Genomic DNA, 14,265 nt, shown 5'->3' on the forward strand with positions numbered 1-14,265 from the left:
CAGCTTCTACTTTCAGAATGAATGGCAAAAGCATCAACACTCTTTTATTTTAAATCCTTTATTGGCCAGAGCTTTAGCAAGACTTTGCTCGGTTTTCACATTCGAAAAATCCAGACCCAGCTTCACGACAGTTTGGGCAATTTCCGGCCTGATTCCTGAAATAATCGTCTCAATCCCGAGCAATTTGGTGCTGTCAATCACTTTAAAAATTTGATAGGCCACCATGGTATCAACGATAGGAACGCCAGAAATATCTAAAAATAAATACGAGAGCTTTAACGCTGAGCACTGCTCCAGCACCGACTCCAAAATCGTCCTCGCTCTGTAGGTATCAATTTCACCGACAAGCGGAAGAATCCCTATTCCCTCAGTAATCGGCATAATCGGCGCACTCAATTCATTAATCATTTCTTTTTGCGCGTTTAATTGTATTATGGTCACCTGATGATATTCCTCCGTAAACACTTCGATGATCCTATCAATGTTTTGATTCAAGATCCGGCTCCATTCATAAAAATCCTGAATGCTGATTTCTTGAGAAGAAGCTTCGCTGAATTTTTGAATCCATTCAAACATAATGTGCCTGAAGGCGTTAAACTGGCCGACACTTTCTGTTACCGTCACTTCATGAACGGCACGGTCTCTGGCGCATTGAAGAGACCATCGATTGAGCTCCTCCGTTACGTCTTCTTTTCCAAGGGATTTTGCTACGATGGTCACCAATAATTCATGTTGGTCTTTTAACTTTTGTGCTAGTTTTTGCTGATCTTTCGCCGAATACAGCCAGCTGCCTTTTGACGTACTAACTTCAAGCCATTGTTGCGTGATATCTTCTTTGTGCTCTGTTAAGTGCTGATCAAGAGCTGCCATCTTAATGAGTTACCTCCTGTTTTTGAAAATTATGCTTTATATGTATAACGCATCTGCCTTTACACATACTATGTTTACATTCAATGGGCTATAGCCAAGCGGTAAGGCAATGGACTTTGACTCCGTGATCGTTGGTTCGAATCCAGCTAGCCCAGTTTCTGAACAGGTGAAAAACCGAAGATAAGCTGATTCGTATAAATCAGCGGATCTTCGGTTTTTCATCATGCAGATTGATGAACCGTTTTCTTCTTTGATAATTTCAACAGTTCTCCCGGATTGTAACCGATCACCAGCTTTTTGTTATCCACTAGAATTGGGCGTCGCAAAAGCTTTGGCTTCTCGATTAAAAGTTCCAGCACCTCATTTACCGTCATTTCTTCGATGTTTAAATTTAAATTTTTGAAGGTCTGGCTTCGTGTCGCTAAAATTTCATCAATGCCTTCTGTCGTTAACGATAAGATGTACTTTAATTCATCTATTGTTGGGGTTTCTCTGAATAAGTGCCGTTCGTTAAATTCAATTTGATGTGCTTTAAGCCAATGTTTTGTTTTTCGGCATGACGTGCAGCTTGGGTATGAGTAAAAAGTTAATTGTTGTTCCATTGTTTATTTTCCTCCTCAGTTAACCATCTCTTTGTAGAATAACTACCCGGATCATTTTTCATTTAAACCATTTACAGAACTTTTTTCGGATTATTTTTTAAAAAATATTCATACATTAGAGAACGCATCAAAAGGACAAATTCCATATGTATATTAATCATGAAAATGTTTACATTTCTAGGTGTGATCTATTATAATAACAGTCAGAGGGACTCTCGGGAGGGGATAAAAAATGAATCGCATGTTCCGGGTGTTAGGATTTTGGACGGGAATTTTTGCAGTCATGTTTTATTTAGGTGATATGAAAGATGCTTCCCTTTTATTTTTTGGACAGACGATTTTATTTGTGTTCCTATCGTATTTGAACTTAACTGAACGCATGTATATTTATATTTTTGGCGCTTATTTAACGATTTTCTTCGCCGGCTTTACATATTACTCGATTTTTATTATGGTGCCCGGCGGCGGAGGCCATTAAATGCAAAAAGAGACAAACCTTATCGGTTTGTCTCTTTTTTTACAATGAAAACCCATTTAAAAACGGATTTTGATCCTGCTCAGTCAGTACGTCTGTTTCAGGTCCATGGCCGCTTAACACCAGCGTATGTTCCGGCAGCGTAAGCAGTTTTTCATGAATGGATGTCAGCAGCGTCTCTTGATCGCCGCCTATTAAATCCGTACGCCCTATACCGCCTTGAAACAGGACATCTCCGGAGATGACCAGGTCTGCGTCTTTCACGTAGTAAGACACACTGCCTGGTGAATGTCCCGGCGTAAATAATGTTTCCAAATGAAACGGCCCGATATTCAACTCACCGTCGCCTTCAATCAGATGATCTGCAGGCTTAGCTGTAACCTCTATCCCTCGCAGCATGCCGGAGCCGTTTAGAGAGGCATCCGTAAGCCAATTTTTTTCATTTTGATGTAAGTAAACAGGAATATCCCATTTTTCTCTCACTTCATCAAGCGCCCCAATGTGGTCAAAATGGGCATGTGTAAGTAAAATGGCTAAAGGCGTCAGCCCTTTTTCTTTTATGTATTGATTGATTTTATGTCCCTCGCCGCCCGGATCAAAAATCAGGCATTGATCATCACTGATGAGAAAATATGCGTTCGCTTGAATCGGCCCTACTGGCATTCGTCTCCATTTCACTATTATCACCTCTTTCTTTTTTATGCTCTTATTATGAGGGTTTTTTAAAAAAGATTCAAACAATCGCAATGAAAACGCTATCGACAAACCTATAAAAAACAGGTAGAATAAAACTGGAAAGAATTGCAGGTTTTTCAATGTAAAGGGGGCTGTGTTATGTTACTTGTTGTGATTTTCGGCCTTGTCGCTCTTTTCGCTTTATGGGGAGTCTTGCGTTCTGTTAGAAATAAAAATATACTCGGGTTTTTATTAGCCGGCGCCACCTTATTTGTCTTTGGCTGGTTTACCGTGATGACCGTCATAAACAGCGGCTATCCAACCGCACATTAAAACCTGTATCCGATAGGATACAGGTTTATTTTTATGGCTGTAAATGTTTATTGACACTTTCTATTTTGCTCTCAAGCGTCGTTTTTTTGTCACGTCTGTCATCAATGCGGATATTCGTTGCCACTCTGTGCAATCCTTTTTGAAATGGCGCTTCGTGAATGGCCTGAATGACTGTGAAAAGGTCACTGAGTTCACCTTCAATCAGCGTATTCATCGGTGTCAGCTGATATTTGATTTTCCCTTCAGCTTGATATCCTTCTAAAATCTTTTGCACATCGGCCACGTAAGCACTGACACTGGGTGTTTCCGTACCGATTGGGATAATGGTCACATCTGCGATAGCCATCGTTACTCCATCTCCTTTTGATCAATAATGAGTTGCTTCGTTTTATGTGATTTCAATAAAATGATTTGCTCAAAATGAAAGCCGTATAACGCATATTTCCCGTTCGGAGATATTTGAATCGGCTCCATTTCCCGCAGAGAGACAAGATCTTTTGTCTCACCCGATGCCACATTGATTGCAGCAAGCTTATAAGCATCACCGCTTTGTTTGAACGTATAAAACAGGCCTCCCGCTTCATCATAGTCATACTCCATTGGAGCCAAACTTGTATATTTCGTTTGGAGCGGCCATTTCACTGTAACAGGTGATTTTGTATGCGGCGTTTCAAACTGATACGTCCCTTTCTCTCCGGAAGCTGACTTCACAGTAAAACTCATTTGATGGAAAGAATCGAAGAACAGAACGTTATCCTCAAGCTTTTGCTCCGTCTTAGAGACTGTATTAAACGTATATAAAGGCCCTGTTTTTTCGTCTCTTCCCTCTTTTACATAATCAAATGTATTTTTGGATGTCCAATGAATGAACGGAACCTGTACCGGACTTAAGAAAGACTCGTCTTTTTTAGCATTCACCTGATATGTATGGAAATCCCAGTTCTCACTGAATTCCGTCACCATTATTTGATAAGGATCATACTGATTCCAAGCAGCCTCCAGTTCATATGTTTCGTAATCTTTTTCGTAAAGCGTCTCTCCGTCTGCATTAAGCAAAACCACTGCTGTCTTTTGGCTATGTGTGATTTGCAGCAGAATCATCTGCTCCCTCGCATTAATTTGAACATCAACGATTTGACCATCCGTTTGATAGAGCTTTTTCGCTTTGCCTGTAAAGATGCGGTACGCAAAAAGCTCTGTTTTCGTCGGATTAGACGCAGTATATAAAATGGTGCTGTTATTCAGCCAGCCTTCCGCACCGTCCGCTTTTTCCGCGGAAAGCGGTATGATATCTTTTTCCTCATCTTTTGCCGCCGATGCCTGTTTTTGCTGCTGATGAGATGGTTCGCATGCCGATAAACTAAAGAGCAATGCCGACAGCAGAATGAAACAAACTGATCTCATCAGCCTTCCCCTCCGATCCTCTTTATTGTCTCATATTTGCTTCGGCAGAAAAAAGAAAAAGTTTTAGTTACTCATGAAAAAATAACGCTCTCCACAAGATGCCGTTTGTGGCGTTATAAATATGTGAAAACTCCTGAAACGGCAAAGGATTTCGGCCTTTTCCAAGTTCCACCGTGTACCCTTCTTTAAAATAGTGGTGAATAAACCAATCGCGAAATCCCGCGTAGCTGTCTATATCCCTTACTCCCTTATAAATGTTCCCGCTTATCTCCTCAAAATCCTTTATAACAGCGGCAGATTCTTCAGGCTCAAGGCCTTTATAGCCCCAATAAATTTCTTCCCCTTGAGTATGGAGAGCCAGCAGTCTGTCAGGCGGATTCTCCGTTATCAGCCGGTACATCGCAATGGATTCCGGCTCTGTAAGCGGAGAGATTCCCGGAAAATCGCGGTAGCTGGGTGCTGTCGGTTTTCGGTATTTTTCAATTTCCCATAACGAAGGGAATTGTTTATTTAAATCAACCCCGTTTATGTTCGCCTTCCATTCATTAAAATTCGGACGATGCTCATTTAGCCTCTCGAGCTCATCTCTTCTGGCTCCCATAACTTCTGATCCGTTTAAGACAAGATCAACGCCATCCGGATTGACAAGAGGAACGAGGGATAAGGATGTACTGCTAAACAGCTGTATGGGAGAAAAGCCGAAGAAGGGCGAGTTGCGGCATAATGACATACAGTATTCCTTAAACCATTTTAGCAGGACAGACGTAGTAATCCACTCATTCGCATGAAATGATGCATTCATATGGACCTTTTTTACGGTATGCTCCCCACCAGCCTTCAGCTCCCAGATAGGCCTTCCGAGTACAGAACGGCCAATTTCCCTGCATGAGACAAACGGAAACACATCAATGATCTTCTTTAATTCCTTTTCAACAGCTGAATCATCGTAGATTTTCTCTTGCTCAATCCAGTTATCAGAAAAGTCCAGCTGCCGAGGCTGTAAAAAACGCTTTATGTCCTGTATGGTTTGAAGCTCTTTGCCACTATGCTCTTCTATCACATAACCAGGGCAATACAATTGGTGTTCCTGTGCGGTACGATTTGCACGTCTAAGCAATTCCTCGTCTATCTTCAGCTCTCTCGCCACTCTGGACAAATTGTTCTTGATCTCAGGCTTCACCGTAATAAACGCCATCATCATCCCCCTTTTTTGTTACTATATGACAGCGCACTTAAAAAAAGAAAGCCTCCCGCTCACTTTGATGCGGGAGACATTATGATTACGATGCTTGATCAAGCATTTGTTTTTCTTTCCGTTTTGACGAATTGTCCAGCCTTTTCTGATCATAAAATCGCAACAAATCTCCATAAATGATTTCATCAGAAAGTGATAGCTCTTGTTTCGCTTTATCAGCAAATGCTTCACATTGTTGTGTCTCTTCTAACGGTTTTCCCGTCTCTTTGTCATAACAAGCACCGTCTGTATATACAACCTGATCCGTGATAAAGCTCCCGTCCCGGAGCACCGTAAAGTCCAGTTTTTCGTCCGAAAGCAGATCGTTGCCGAATTGAATTTGATCTTTCGTATCAATTCCTAAAAGATTCATCAGCGTCGGCCTGATATCAATCTGCCCGCCTACTGTTTCAATGGTTTGCGGCTTTTTATCAGTAATACCCGGAATATGAATGACAAGCGGCACTTTTTGGAGTTGCACCTCTTCAAATGGGGTTATTTCTTTTCCTAAAAACTGCCCCATCGCTTCATTATGGTTTTCCGATATACCATAATGGTCACCGTATAATACAATAACAGAGTTGTCGTATAACCCGTCTTCCCTCAGCTTTTCGATAAACCGTTTCAGCGCCTCATCCTGATAACGCACTGTCGGAAAATACTTATTTAGCGTCTGGCTGCTTGAATCATATTCATCAATCAGTTGATCCTCTTCATCAAGATCAAATGGGAAGTGGTTCGTCAATGTGATCAGCCTCGAATAAAACGGCTGAGGCAGATTTTTCATCAGCTCTGAAGACTGCTCAAAAAATTCTTTATCCTTTAGTCCCCAGCCGACTGAATTTTCGTCCGTAACATCATACGAGTTACTATCAAAAAACGAATCATATCCAAATGAGTCGTACATTAAATCACGATTCCAAAAGCTTTTATTATTAGCGTGAAGCACCGCTGAATAATATCCGCTGTTTTTCAAAATTTCAGGAGCGGCCATATATTGATTGCCCGCATTCGTAAAAAACACGGCACCTCGTCCAAGCGGATACAGTGAATTGTCCACGATAAATTCAGAATCCGAGGTTTTCCCCTGGCCTGTTTGGTGGTAAACATTATTAAAGTTGTAGCTCTGTTTTATAAAGTCATTCAGAAAAGGCGTGATTTCTTCTCCATTCACTTTTTCATTAATCACGAAGCTTTGCGTTGACTCTAAGGATACGAGAATGACATTCCTTCCTTTTGCAGCGCCGAATAACCTTTTGTTGGCATCTTTCGCATTAGCGGTTACATAGTTTTCAATTTCCGTCAGGCTGTTGCTATCTGCCAACGCTCTCTGTGCGGATTGCTTTGACTGAAGAACACCGTCGTAAATATGAAAATTAAACAGGCTAATGTTTTTAACAAGCATTTCTCTGTCAAATGAGCGTGTCAACAGCTGAGGTCTTTCCGCCTCAGACAAGCCCAGATTGAAGAAATAAACAGAAGCAACGAACAAAAAATAAGCCGCCCGTTCATTTTTCGTAGAGGGAATGTCCGATTGAAAAGCTTTTTGCCGGATGTGAAGCCATATTAAAACCGCAATATCTACACCCAATAGGAGGTCTGTCGGTTCAAGAAGTGTTCCGATGCTGCTTCCGAGATCACCCATATTGCTCGTTTGAAAAAGAACAGGGATTGTTAAGAAATCATTGTAAAAACGGTAAAAAACCATATTAGCCAGCAATACAAACGTGACAAGACAGCTCATCGCGATAATGTAACGATTTCTGTTTTTGCCTTTTAAAAACAGGCTGAGGCCAAAAATAAGCAACAAAAAACTCAATGGGTTGATAAACAGAATAAATTCCTGTGTTAGATTGTCGATTTTAATATGAAAACTGGTTTTGTAAACAGCATACGTTTTCAGCCACATCAATAAAATGGCAATCAGCATAAATGAAATCTTCGAAAAAAATGTTTTTCGCATTTCAACCTCCTATGCAGCACGCTCAAAAAAATCAGTCAATTCCCAACATTCTCATTAACACATCAAATTAAATCTTAACCTGAGCACAACAAAAAATCAATTTCATTTACACAATTTTAACAATTTTGGTGTTTTAGCCATTCGTTTTTAGCGATCCAAGCGCCTCCAATAACGCCGGCATCATTTCCAAGCGCTGCGATTGAAATATCAGCAGCTTGGGCTGCCCGCGGAAACGCGCATTTGCGGAATGTTTTCTCTACTTTTGATCTCAGCAGCTCTCCGGCTCTCGATACGCCGCCGCCAAGAACGATTTTTGACGGATTAAGCGAGCTTGCCAAATTTCCGAGCACCAAACCAAGGTGCTTGGCTACATAATCAACCACCTCAAGGGCAATTTCGTCATTTTCACCAGCCGCTTCAAACACATCCCGCGCTGACAATTGTTCAGTTGCTTTTAAACGTGTCGTCTGCTTAGCATTCGCTATTTTTTCTTTTGCAATTCTTACAATTCCTGTTGCCGATGCAATGGTTTCGATACAGCCCGTCTTGCCGCAGTTGCAAGGCGCTCCGCCTTCAGGGATGCTGCAAATATGGCCGATTTCTCCGCCTGCGCCATTTATGCCATGTACAATTTCACCATTTGCAATAATGCCGCCTCCAACTCCTGTGCCAAGCGTCACGAGAATGACGTCCTTTGCGCCATCACCCGCTCCTTTCCACATTTCCCCAAGCGCAGCAATATTCGCGTCATTTTCTATCACTGCTGGGATGCCGGTCTCTGTCTCCAAATGGTTTTTTAAAGCGTAATTTTTCCATCCTAGATTTACGGTTTCATACACAACTCCTGCCGCCATATCTACAGGACCTGGTGCGCCCATTCCGATGTATTTAATGAGGTGCTTCGGTTTTTGCAGCTCATCCAGCTTGCTGTCGATTGTTTTTGCAATTGTAACGGTAATGGTGTCGCCGGTTTTATCAGTCGGGACTTCCCATTTATGCTGAATTTCACCATATTGATTAATAAAAGCGAGTTTAATCGTCGTTCCTCCCAGGTCAATGCCCGCAAACCAAATCTCATCCATTTTTATCACCTTAGCCTTTATAAAAATCTCTTAACATTTTTTGTTTGTTCCAATTCTTTTCGAAGGACAGCTGCCGCTCTGGCCCACTGCTCCTTTTCAATCATGTGGTTCATGTATAATTCCTTTAATTCATCTAACATAAACTCAATTTCAAGCTCTCTGTCTCCAAAATAAACAATGTGGCCAAACGTTTTTAACAGCTGCTGCACATCATAAAATGTATTCATTTTTCCTCACCATTTCTTGATCTTAACTTATCATAAGCGTATTCATATGGAAGCGGTCCGTCAAGAAGAAAACGCTGACAAAAAAGCCAGCCCCCCCTTACCCTATTCCGCCTTTATGATTGTTTATTGTTTTCAATTTGCTGCTGGAGCTCTTTGTAGCGCTTCTCCTTCGGCTTCAGTTTTACAGCCGTCCGGATGGCCTTTTCTGCTTGGCCAAGCTTCTTTTTTTCCAAATACAATACGGCTAAATTGTAATATGAAGCATGGTCTTTAGGTTCTTTTTTCACTGCTCGTTCCAAAAGGGAAATCGCCTGATCATATTCGCCGAGTTGAATATCAGAAACCGCCAGGATTTTCAACAGATCGGCAGAGGCATCTTTCTGCTCTGCTTCTCCGTTTAGCAATTCCGTTACTTCTTCATACTTTCCTTCCTGATAAAGCTCGCTTGCCTGCTGAATCAGCGCTGACTCCTGGTGGGAAGGCGAATGCAATCCGTAATATAAAAATCCAGCCGCCAAAGCAATCAGTAAAACCGCTGACAACAATCTTTTTCCCAAGGCTCCGGCTTTGGGCAGCCCCAGTGCTCCAGCGGCGAAAAAGCCGCCAATCAAGCCGCCAATATGTCCCGAATTATCAATATTCGAAACCGCAAAACCAAAGCCCAGATTGATGATAATAATGACAATAATATTGGTTCCTATGGTTCTCAAAAACATTTTCCGATTTGAGAAAGCTACATACAGCAGTGCGCCTAAGCATCCGAATATGGCTCCTGATGCGCCTGCTGAAGGATACGGGCTGAACACAAAGCTCGCAATCGATCCCGTAATGCCAGCCGCCAGATAAATCAGCAGAAACCTGCCCGATCCATACATGCGCTCAACCGCTGTACCAACCGACCATAAAGCCAGTGTATTAAAAGCTAAATGCGCTATGCCAATGTGAAGCACGATCGGTGTCAGAAGACGCCACCATTCTCCTTGTGCAATCAGGCTGTTTTCCTTTGCTCCAAAAGCGACCAGCGTCTCCGTATTTGTGCTGCCCCCGTTTATTTCGAGCACGAAAAACATTAGGACCTGAAGCGCAATAAATAAATATGTAAAAATGGGTTTTCCGTTTTGAAAAACCGCCGCTTCAGTTTTTCTCTGTTCTTCTTGTTTCAGCACTAACGAAAGGAAGTGTTCCCTTGCCATTTGCGTGTCTTCAAACGAAACGTGTTCTTCTGTACGAAATGATGGAAAAACCGCTTGAAGATCATCTCGAAGCATCGATCCTCTAACGATCACAGGCTCAACTGACACAGTTCCCTTCTCAAAAGGTCGTTTGGAAATTTCTTGCCAGTCATCAACAGGGGCTTCAGTTGAAAAAAATACATTCAGCAGCTTCATCCTTCGTCTGCCCAATTGATTTCTGACTCTTTCTACTCGTTCGGCCTGCTCTTCGATGTCTCTAACCATTTCTTGACGGAAATCAAGATCGTGCTTATAAAGACGAACTAGATCATGAGAGGACTTGTCCGGTGCTTCCATCCATATTTCATCTGACTCGCCGGCTTGTATGACGCCATACCCGCTTTTAACCAGGTGTGTTGCCACTTTCCAATATGTATACTCCAGCAAAAACATATTTACCGCTCCAATAGTTTTTTTTCATTATAACAGCTGGCGGTCCGAAACGCCTACTGAAAGCAAAAAATCCCGTTTTTCACGGGATTTTAGAAAGCTTGCTGTATAAACTTATTGCGGATAAACGGAATTCTTAAAAACAAATGGATAAAAGACCGCCTGATTCCTGGCTGGCTGAGTACAGTATTCATAAGACGGTAGCGATTTTGATAAAACATGACGGCAGAAACAGCAAAAATGGCATAAATCAAAAGTTTTTTCATGATATCCCTCCTGCCAATAGGGTTTGTTATTCTACCTGATTTATTCTCGAAAAAGAGGCAGGAAAGTTATGAATAACAAGAAATGATGCGATCCTCTGTTATCAGCTTATGGACCGGCATGTCATGCGGCAGACGGGGTACCTGTGCAAACAGCTGGCACTCGAAAAGCAGAGAGACTGACTTTCCTTCATATTTACTTAAAAAACGATCATAATAGCCGCCTCCAAAGCCGATCCTAAACCCGTTAACATCAAAACAAACACCTGGAACGATCACCAAGTCAATTTGTGATTGGTTTACTTCTTTTGTTTTTTCAATTATCGGCTCAAGGAGTCCAGCGTAAACGGTTTCTAGCTGATCATCAGTCTGATATGCGCGAAATTGCATTTTCTTCGTGTCCGGGTGGCATTTTGGGATGCAAACTTGCTTTCCTTCCTCCCAAGCCTGCTCAATGACAGGACGCGTCGGTATCTCTAGTCCTCTGGAAATGGTGACGGCGATGGTGCTGGCATTTTGCCAGTCCGGCAGAGAAAACAAATCCTTATACATACGTTCCGTTTTTTGAAGCAGATCTTCATTTGGTAAAGCAGACAGTGCCGCCATCGTCTGTTTTCTTAATTGTGATTTCATCTCTCATCCCCCTCGGAATAGAAAAAAAGCCAGAACCTTTTTCAAAGCTCTGGCTTTTTTCTTACACCTCAAACAGCAAAGCTGTTATTTTGTTTCACGGTGTAACGTAGATTTTTTATCACGTGGGCAATATTTTTTAAATTCAACGCGGTCTGGATTGTTGCGTTTGTTCTTTTTAGAAATATAGTTACGCTCACCACATTCAGTGCAAGCCAAAGTAATATTAACGCGCATTATTTTCCCTCCAAACTAAAATCATTTACTTATTCAGACTTATATATAATACCACTATAATGGACGGAATGCTAGGCTGTTTTTCAATGAATTGCTGAATTATTGATGATACGCTCATAAAGCTGCACATATGATGGCGTAATGAGTCGGGGGTGGTGGAGCTTAAACACTTGTTTTCTGCCAGCTTCTTTTATCCGGCGGGCTTTTTCCCGGTCTTTTAAAAAACGGTCCAGCAGATCAGCCGCTTCCTGTACGAGCGTAAAATCAGCGATGATTGCCGTTTTGTCATGAACGGCATAATCACAAAAACCACCCGACTGAGAAACGACAGTCAGCACACCTTGTTCCATGCTTTCCTGTGCGGCAAGCCCAAACGGTTCATAAGAACTAGGGAAAACAGCCATTTCACAGTGAGACAGTAACATTCTAATGTCTTTCCTATTCAGAAACGGCAGGAACATGACTCGATCCTTTAGGTTCAATGCCGCAGCCAATTTCTCATAGGAGGACAGAGACGGACCTTCCCCAGCCAGCACTAGATAGAGGTCAGGCTGCCGCTGCTTCAAGATGGCAAACACCTTTAACAGCTGAGAAAATCCTTTTTCCGGAACGAACCTTCCATATGAAAAGAGGAATCTTCTATTTATGCTTCTTGGGATTTTCCCCTTCTCTTCCTCCATAGATGCAGGGCTCGGGATAACTATTATTTTTTTATGTGCTGCCTTATTTAAAGACTGCTTCATAAATGTGCTTAATACGATCAAAGCATCAGCGGACTCTATAAGGAGCTGTTCGGTCTTGAGCCTGTATGGGTGTGGGACTTCTCGGCACACCTTCTTCCTTTCGCTTTCAAGACCGTGGATTGTCGCAGCAAGCGGAAGGCCAAGCCGTTGTTTCAAATACTGGGCGGCAGGAGCTGTTGAGTCATCATGCGCATGAATCAGATCAAAGCGTTCATTGCCGGATAACACCTGGCGAACCATTGTAGAGTTAGCATCGGCTATGTAATCTTCAAACTTCGCATATGAAGACAACTGCCTGCTCGGAGTACAAACCGTCATGTTGATATGAGGATTTAAATAGGAAATGAGACGGTTTAAATGGACACCGAGCCCGCTTTTCGGGACATCGGGATGTTCGAGTGAAAGCATGAGAATGTTCACCGTTCTTTTTCTCCTTCTCCATAACAGGTGTATGCAGAAAATTGCGCCTCCCACCTGGTGTGTGCCTCCTCAATCTGAAAGCTGTTTATATGACGAATCCCATTTTCTTCAAGATAGATGTCGTCTGTGCAGGCAAGCTTGAGAGAGACATTCATGGAGTTAACCATTCTGTATTCAGCCCGATATACAGCATCACCAGCCGCCTGTCCAATCGTCCATTCCCCTTTATCATACGGTGTGCGTTTAGTCCTGACAGCTTCGTTATCTTTTCTTTTGATGACAATGCGCAATTCTTTCATCATATCCTGCGTTTTTTCGAAAAGGACCGCTTCAGCCAGCCGCATTGTTTCTTCTGAGATTTCCCAGCATACGGTCAAGGTGTGAGCGTTTTGAATGTTCATGTCGAATGTGTCCCTAAAAAAAGAAAGCTTATGTCGTATATTATAGGGAAATGGGTGTTTATCCATGGACTCCTGACATTCTCCTTTCCTATCGTTCACTTAGTGATCCTATTAAACCATTACATAGAGAAGAAGCAAAGAAAGATTTCTCGACAAAATCTCGTTTTTTTCGCGAATTCCTTTAGAAACTATTGGTTTTATGGTATAAAAAAGAAGGATAAAAAAAGAATAGAAGGTGATGAAACGTGGAAATTGCTATTATTGCGTTGTTTATCGTCAGTATAGCGCTAATTGCATTCTCATATTCTCAAAGAGACCCGATGAAAGATGTAGAACAAGAGCTCGAAACTCTGCAGCTTTCTGCGATGCAGGAAATTTACAAGCTCAAAAAGAAAATGACCGTGCTTGAGGAAGAATTACTGGAAACAAACCTTGTCATCCGCAAATCAAAGCAGAGTGACATCAATCAAAAAATTGCTAAACAAATACTTTCTAAATATAATAACGGCATGTCCGCTGAAGCGATTGCTAAAGCTGAGCATGTATCAGTTGAAGACGTAAATACGATTATCAAAGATAACGAGAAGGTGCTCGTATGACAAAACGAGGCATTCAGGCATTTGCTGGCGGCATCATTTTAGCGACAGCCGTTCTTGCAGCTGTTTTTTATCTGACTGACGAAGACCAGGCCGCTGCTGTAAAAGAAAATAAAACAGTAACCGAACAAGACGTGAACAATTACCTTGATTCTAAAAAAATGGTTTCTGTGAATCGCGATGAATATCAAAAACTTCTCGATTCAAAAGAGAAATCCTTGACCAATGACAGCGGATCAGACACGAAAACAGACAAGGTCAAAACGTACAAACTGAAAATTAAAGACGGCATGAGCACTGCAGATGTATCTGCTCTTCTTGAAAAAGAAGGCATTATCTCCTCGGCTCAAGACTTTAATGACTATGTCATTGATGCCGGCTATCACAAAGAAATCCGTGCCGGCGAGTTTAAAGTAAAATCAGATATGAGCTTTAAAAAGCTCGTAAAAACGTTAACACGATAAAAAACAGGCTGAAGACTCAGCCTG

General features: G+C 41.9%; 18 protein-coding genes, 1 tRNA gene and 1 pseudogene. 5 read left to right on the plus strand and 15 right to left on the minus strand.

Features of this window, described 5'->3' with window-relative positions; translation table 11 throughout:
• Window positions 1–33: 33 nt before the first annotated feature.
• On the minus strand, window positions 34–870 hold the full coding sequence (locus CDO84_RS11420; protein WP_040082631.1) for an STAS domain-containing protein: 837 nt from the start codon (window positions 868–870) through the stop codon (window positions 34–36).
• Window positions 871–954: 84 nt separating this feature from the next.
• Here CDO84_RS11420 and CDO84_RS11425 point away from each other — a divergent pair.
• A tRNA-Gln gene (locus tag CDO84_RS11425) sits at window positions 955–1,025 on the plus strand.
• A gap of 66 nt (window positions 1,026–1,091) precedes the next feature.
• Here CDO84_RS11425 and mgsR read toward each other — a convergent pair.
• A complete protein-coding gene (gene mgsR, locus CDO84_RS11430) occupies window positions 1,092–1,472 on the minus strand; it encodes a transcriptional regulator MgsR (protein ID WP_014664601.1) in 381 nt (126 codons plus the stop codon).
• Between the two features lie 232 nt (window positions 1,473–1,704).
• Here mgsR and CDO84_RS11435 point away from each other — a divergent pair, with 232 nt between their 5' ends.
• Entirely contained in the window at window positions 1,705–1,950 is a 246-nt protein-coding gene (locus CDO84_RS11435) for a DUF2626 domain-containing protein (protein WP_003226300.1), read from the plus strand.
• A 39-nt stretch (window positions 1,951–1,989) separates the two neighbouring features.
• Here CDO84_RS11435 and CDO84_RS11440 read toward each other — a convergent pair whose 3' ends face one another.
• Window positions 1,990–2,625 (minus strand): MBL fold metallo-hydrolase, encoded by a 636-nt coding sequence (locus CDO84_RS11440; RefSeq protein ID WP_014480263.1) that lies wholly within the window; start codon window positions 2,623–2,625, stop codon window positions 1,990–1,992.
• Between the two features lie 156 nt (window positions 2,626–2,781).
• Here CDO84_RS11440 and CDO84_RS11445 point away from each other — a divergent pair, with 156 nt between their 5' ends.
• On the plus strand, window positions 2,782–2,955 hold the full coding sequence (locus CDO84_RS11445) for a DUF2759 domain-containing protein (RefSeq protein WP_003230141.1): 174 nt from the start codon (window positions 2,782–2,784) through the stop codon (window positions 2,953–2,955).
• Between the two features lie 31 nt (window positions 2,956–2,986).
• Here the strand turns inward: CDO84_RS11445 and CDO84_RS11450 are convergent, their stop codons facing one another.
• The 12 genes and pseudogenes from CDO84_RS11450 to CDO84_RS11505 form a co-directional block, all read right to left on the minus strand.
• Complete coding sequence (locus tag CDO84_RS11450) at window positions 2,987–3,301, minus strand: MTH1187 family thiamine-binding protein (RefSeq protein ID WP_014664603.1); 315 nt, start codon at window positions 3,299–3,301, stop codon at window positions 2,987–2,989.
• Window positions 3,302–3,303: 2 nt separating this feature from the next.
• Window positions 3,304–4,359, minus strand: a complete 1,056-nt coding sequence (locus tag CDO84_RS11455) for a YqgU-like beta propeller domain-containing protein (protein WP_014664604.1) — start codon at window positions 4,357–4,359, stop codon at window positions 3,304–3,306.
• Window positions 4,360–4,426: 67 nt separating this feature from the next.
• The gene (locus CDO84_RS11460; RefSeq protein ID WP_082032985.1) at window positions 4,427–5,557 is read right to left on the minus strand and encodes a M14 family metallopeptidase; all 1,131 of its coding nucleotides are present in this window, start codon (window positions 5,555–5,557) and stop codon (window positions 4,427–4,429) included.
• A gap of 82 nt (window positions 5,558–5,639) precedes the next feature.
• Window positions 5,640–7,556, minus strand: a complete 1,917-nt coding sequence (locus tag CDO84_RS11465) for an LTA synthase family protein (RefSeq protein WP_040082627.1) — start codon at window positions 7,554–7,556, stop codon at window positions 5,640–5,642.
• A 116-nt stretch (window positions 7,557–7,672) separates the two neighbouring features.
• Complete coding sequence (gene glcK / locus CDO84_RS11470; RefSeq protein WP_014664607.1) at window positions 7,673–8,638, minus strand: glucose kinase GlcK; 966 nt, start codon at window positions 8,636–8,638, stop codon at window positions 7,673–7,675.
• 10 nt (window positions 8,639–8,648) lie between these two features.
• Window positions 8,649–8,865: pseudogene (locus CDO84_RS11475) on the minus strand (YqgQ family protein).
• Window positions 8,866–8,978: 113 nt separating this feature from the next.
• The gene (yqgP, locus tag CDO84_RS11480; RefSeq protein ID WP_040082625.1) at window positions 8,979–10,490 is read right to left on the minus strand and encodes a rhomboid protease YqgP; all 1,512 of its coding nucleotides are present in this window, start codon (window positions 10,488–10,490) and stop codon (window positions 8,979–8,981) included.
• An 89-nt stretch (window positions 10,491–10,579) separates the two neighbouring features.
• Window positions 10,580–10,753 carry a hypothetical protein gene (locus CDO84_RS11485; RefSeq protein WP_003230126.1) on the minus strand — a complete coding sequence of 58 codons (174 nt, stop codon included), beginning with the start codon at window positions 10,751–10,753 and terminating at the stop codon, window positions 10,580–10,582.
• 66 nt (window positions 10,754–10,819) lie between these two features.
• A complete protein-coding gene (locus CDO84_RS11490) occupies window positions 10,820–11,383 on the minus strand; it encodes a 5-formyltetrahydrofolate cyclo-ligase (protein WP_040082623.1) in 564 nt (187 codons plus the stop codon).
• Between the two features lie 84 nt (window positions 11,384–11,467).
• Window positions 11,468–11,617, minus strand: coding sequence for a 50S ribosomal protein L33 (gene rpmG, locus CDO84_RS11495; RefSeq protein ID WP_003153056.1), 150 nt, complete (start codon window positions 11,615–11,617; stop codon window positions 11,468–11,470).
• Between the two features lie 83 nt (window positions 11,618–11,700).
• Window positions 11,701–12,780, minus strand: coding sequence for a glycosyltransferase family 4 protein (locus tag CDO84_RS11500; protein WP_040082622.1), 1,080 nt, complete (start codon window positions 12,778–12,780; stop codon window positions 11,701–11,703).
• Window positions 12,777–13,247 carry a hypothetical protein gene (locus tag CDO84_RS11505; RefSeq protein WP_040082621.1) on the minus strand — a complete coding sequence of 157 codons (471 nt, stop codon included), beginning with the start codon at window positions 13,245–13,247 and terminating at the stop codon, window positions 12,777–12,779. The genes CDO84_RS11500 and CDO84_RS11505 overlap by 4 nt, the downstream gene beginning before the upstream one ends.
• A 179-nt stretch (window positions 13,248–13,426) precedes the next feature.
• On the opposite strand from CDO84_RS11505, the gene CDO84_RS11510 reads away from it, so the two are divergent.
• Both CDO84_RS11510 and CDO84_RS11515 read left to right on the plus strand, forming a co-directional pair.
• The gene (locus tag CDO84_RS11510; RefSeq protein ID WP_014477348.1) at window positions 13,427–13,780 is read left to right on the plus strand and encodes a hypothetical protein; all 354 of its coding nucleotides are present in this window, start codon (window positions 13,427–13,429) and stop codon (window positions 13,778–13,780) included.
• Entirely contained in the window at window positions 13,777–14,241 is a 465-nt protein-coding gene (locus CDO84_RS11515) for an endolytic transglycosylase MltG (RefSeq protein WP_040082620.1), read from the plus strand. Before CDO84_RS11510 ends, CDO84_RS11515 begins: the two co-directional genes overlap by 4 nt.
• Window positions 14,242–14,265 lie beyond the last annotated feature (24 nt).

Source organism: Bacillus sp. MD-5 (assembly GCF_002201875.1).
Lineage (GTDB): Bacteria > Bacillota > Bacilli > Bacillales > Bacillaceae > Bacillus > Bacillus stercoris.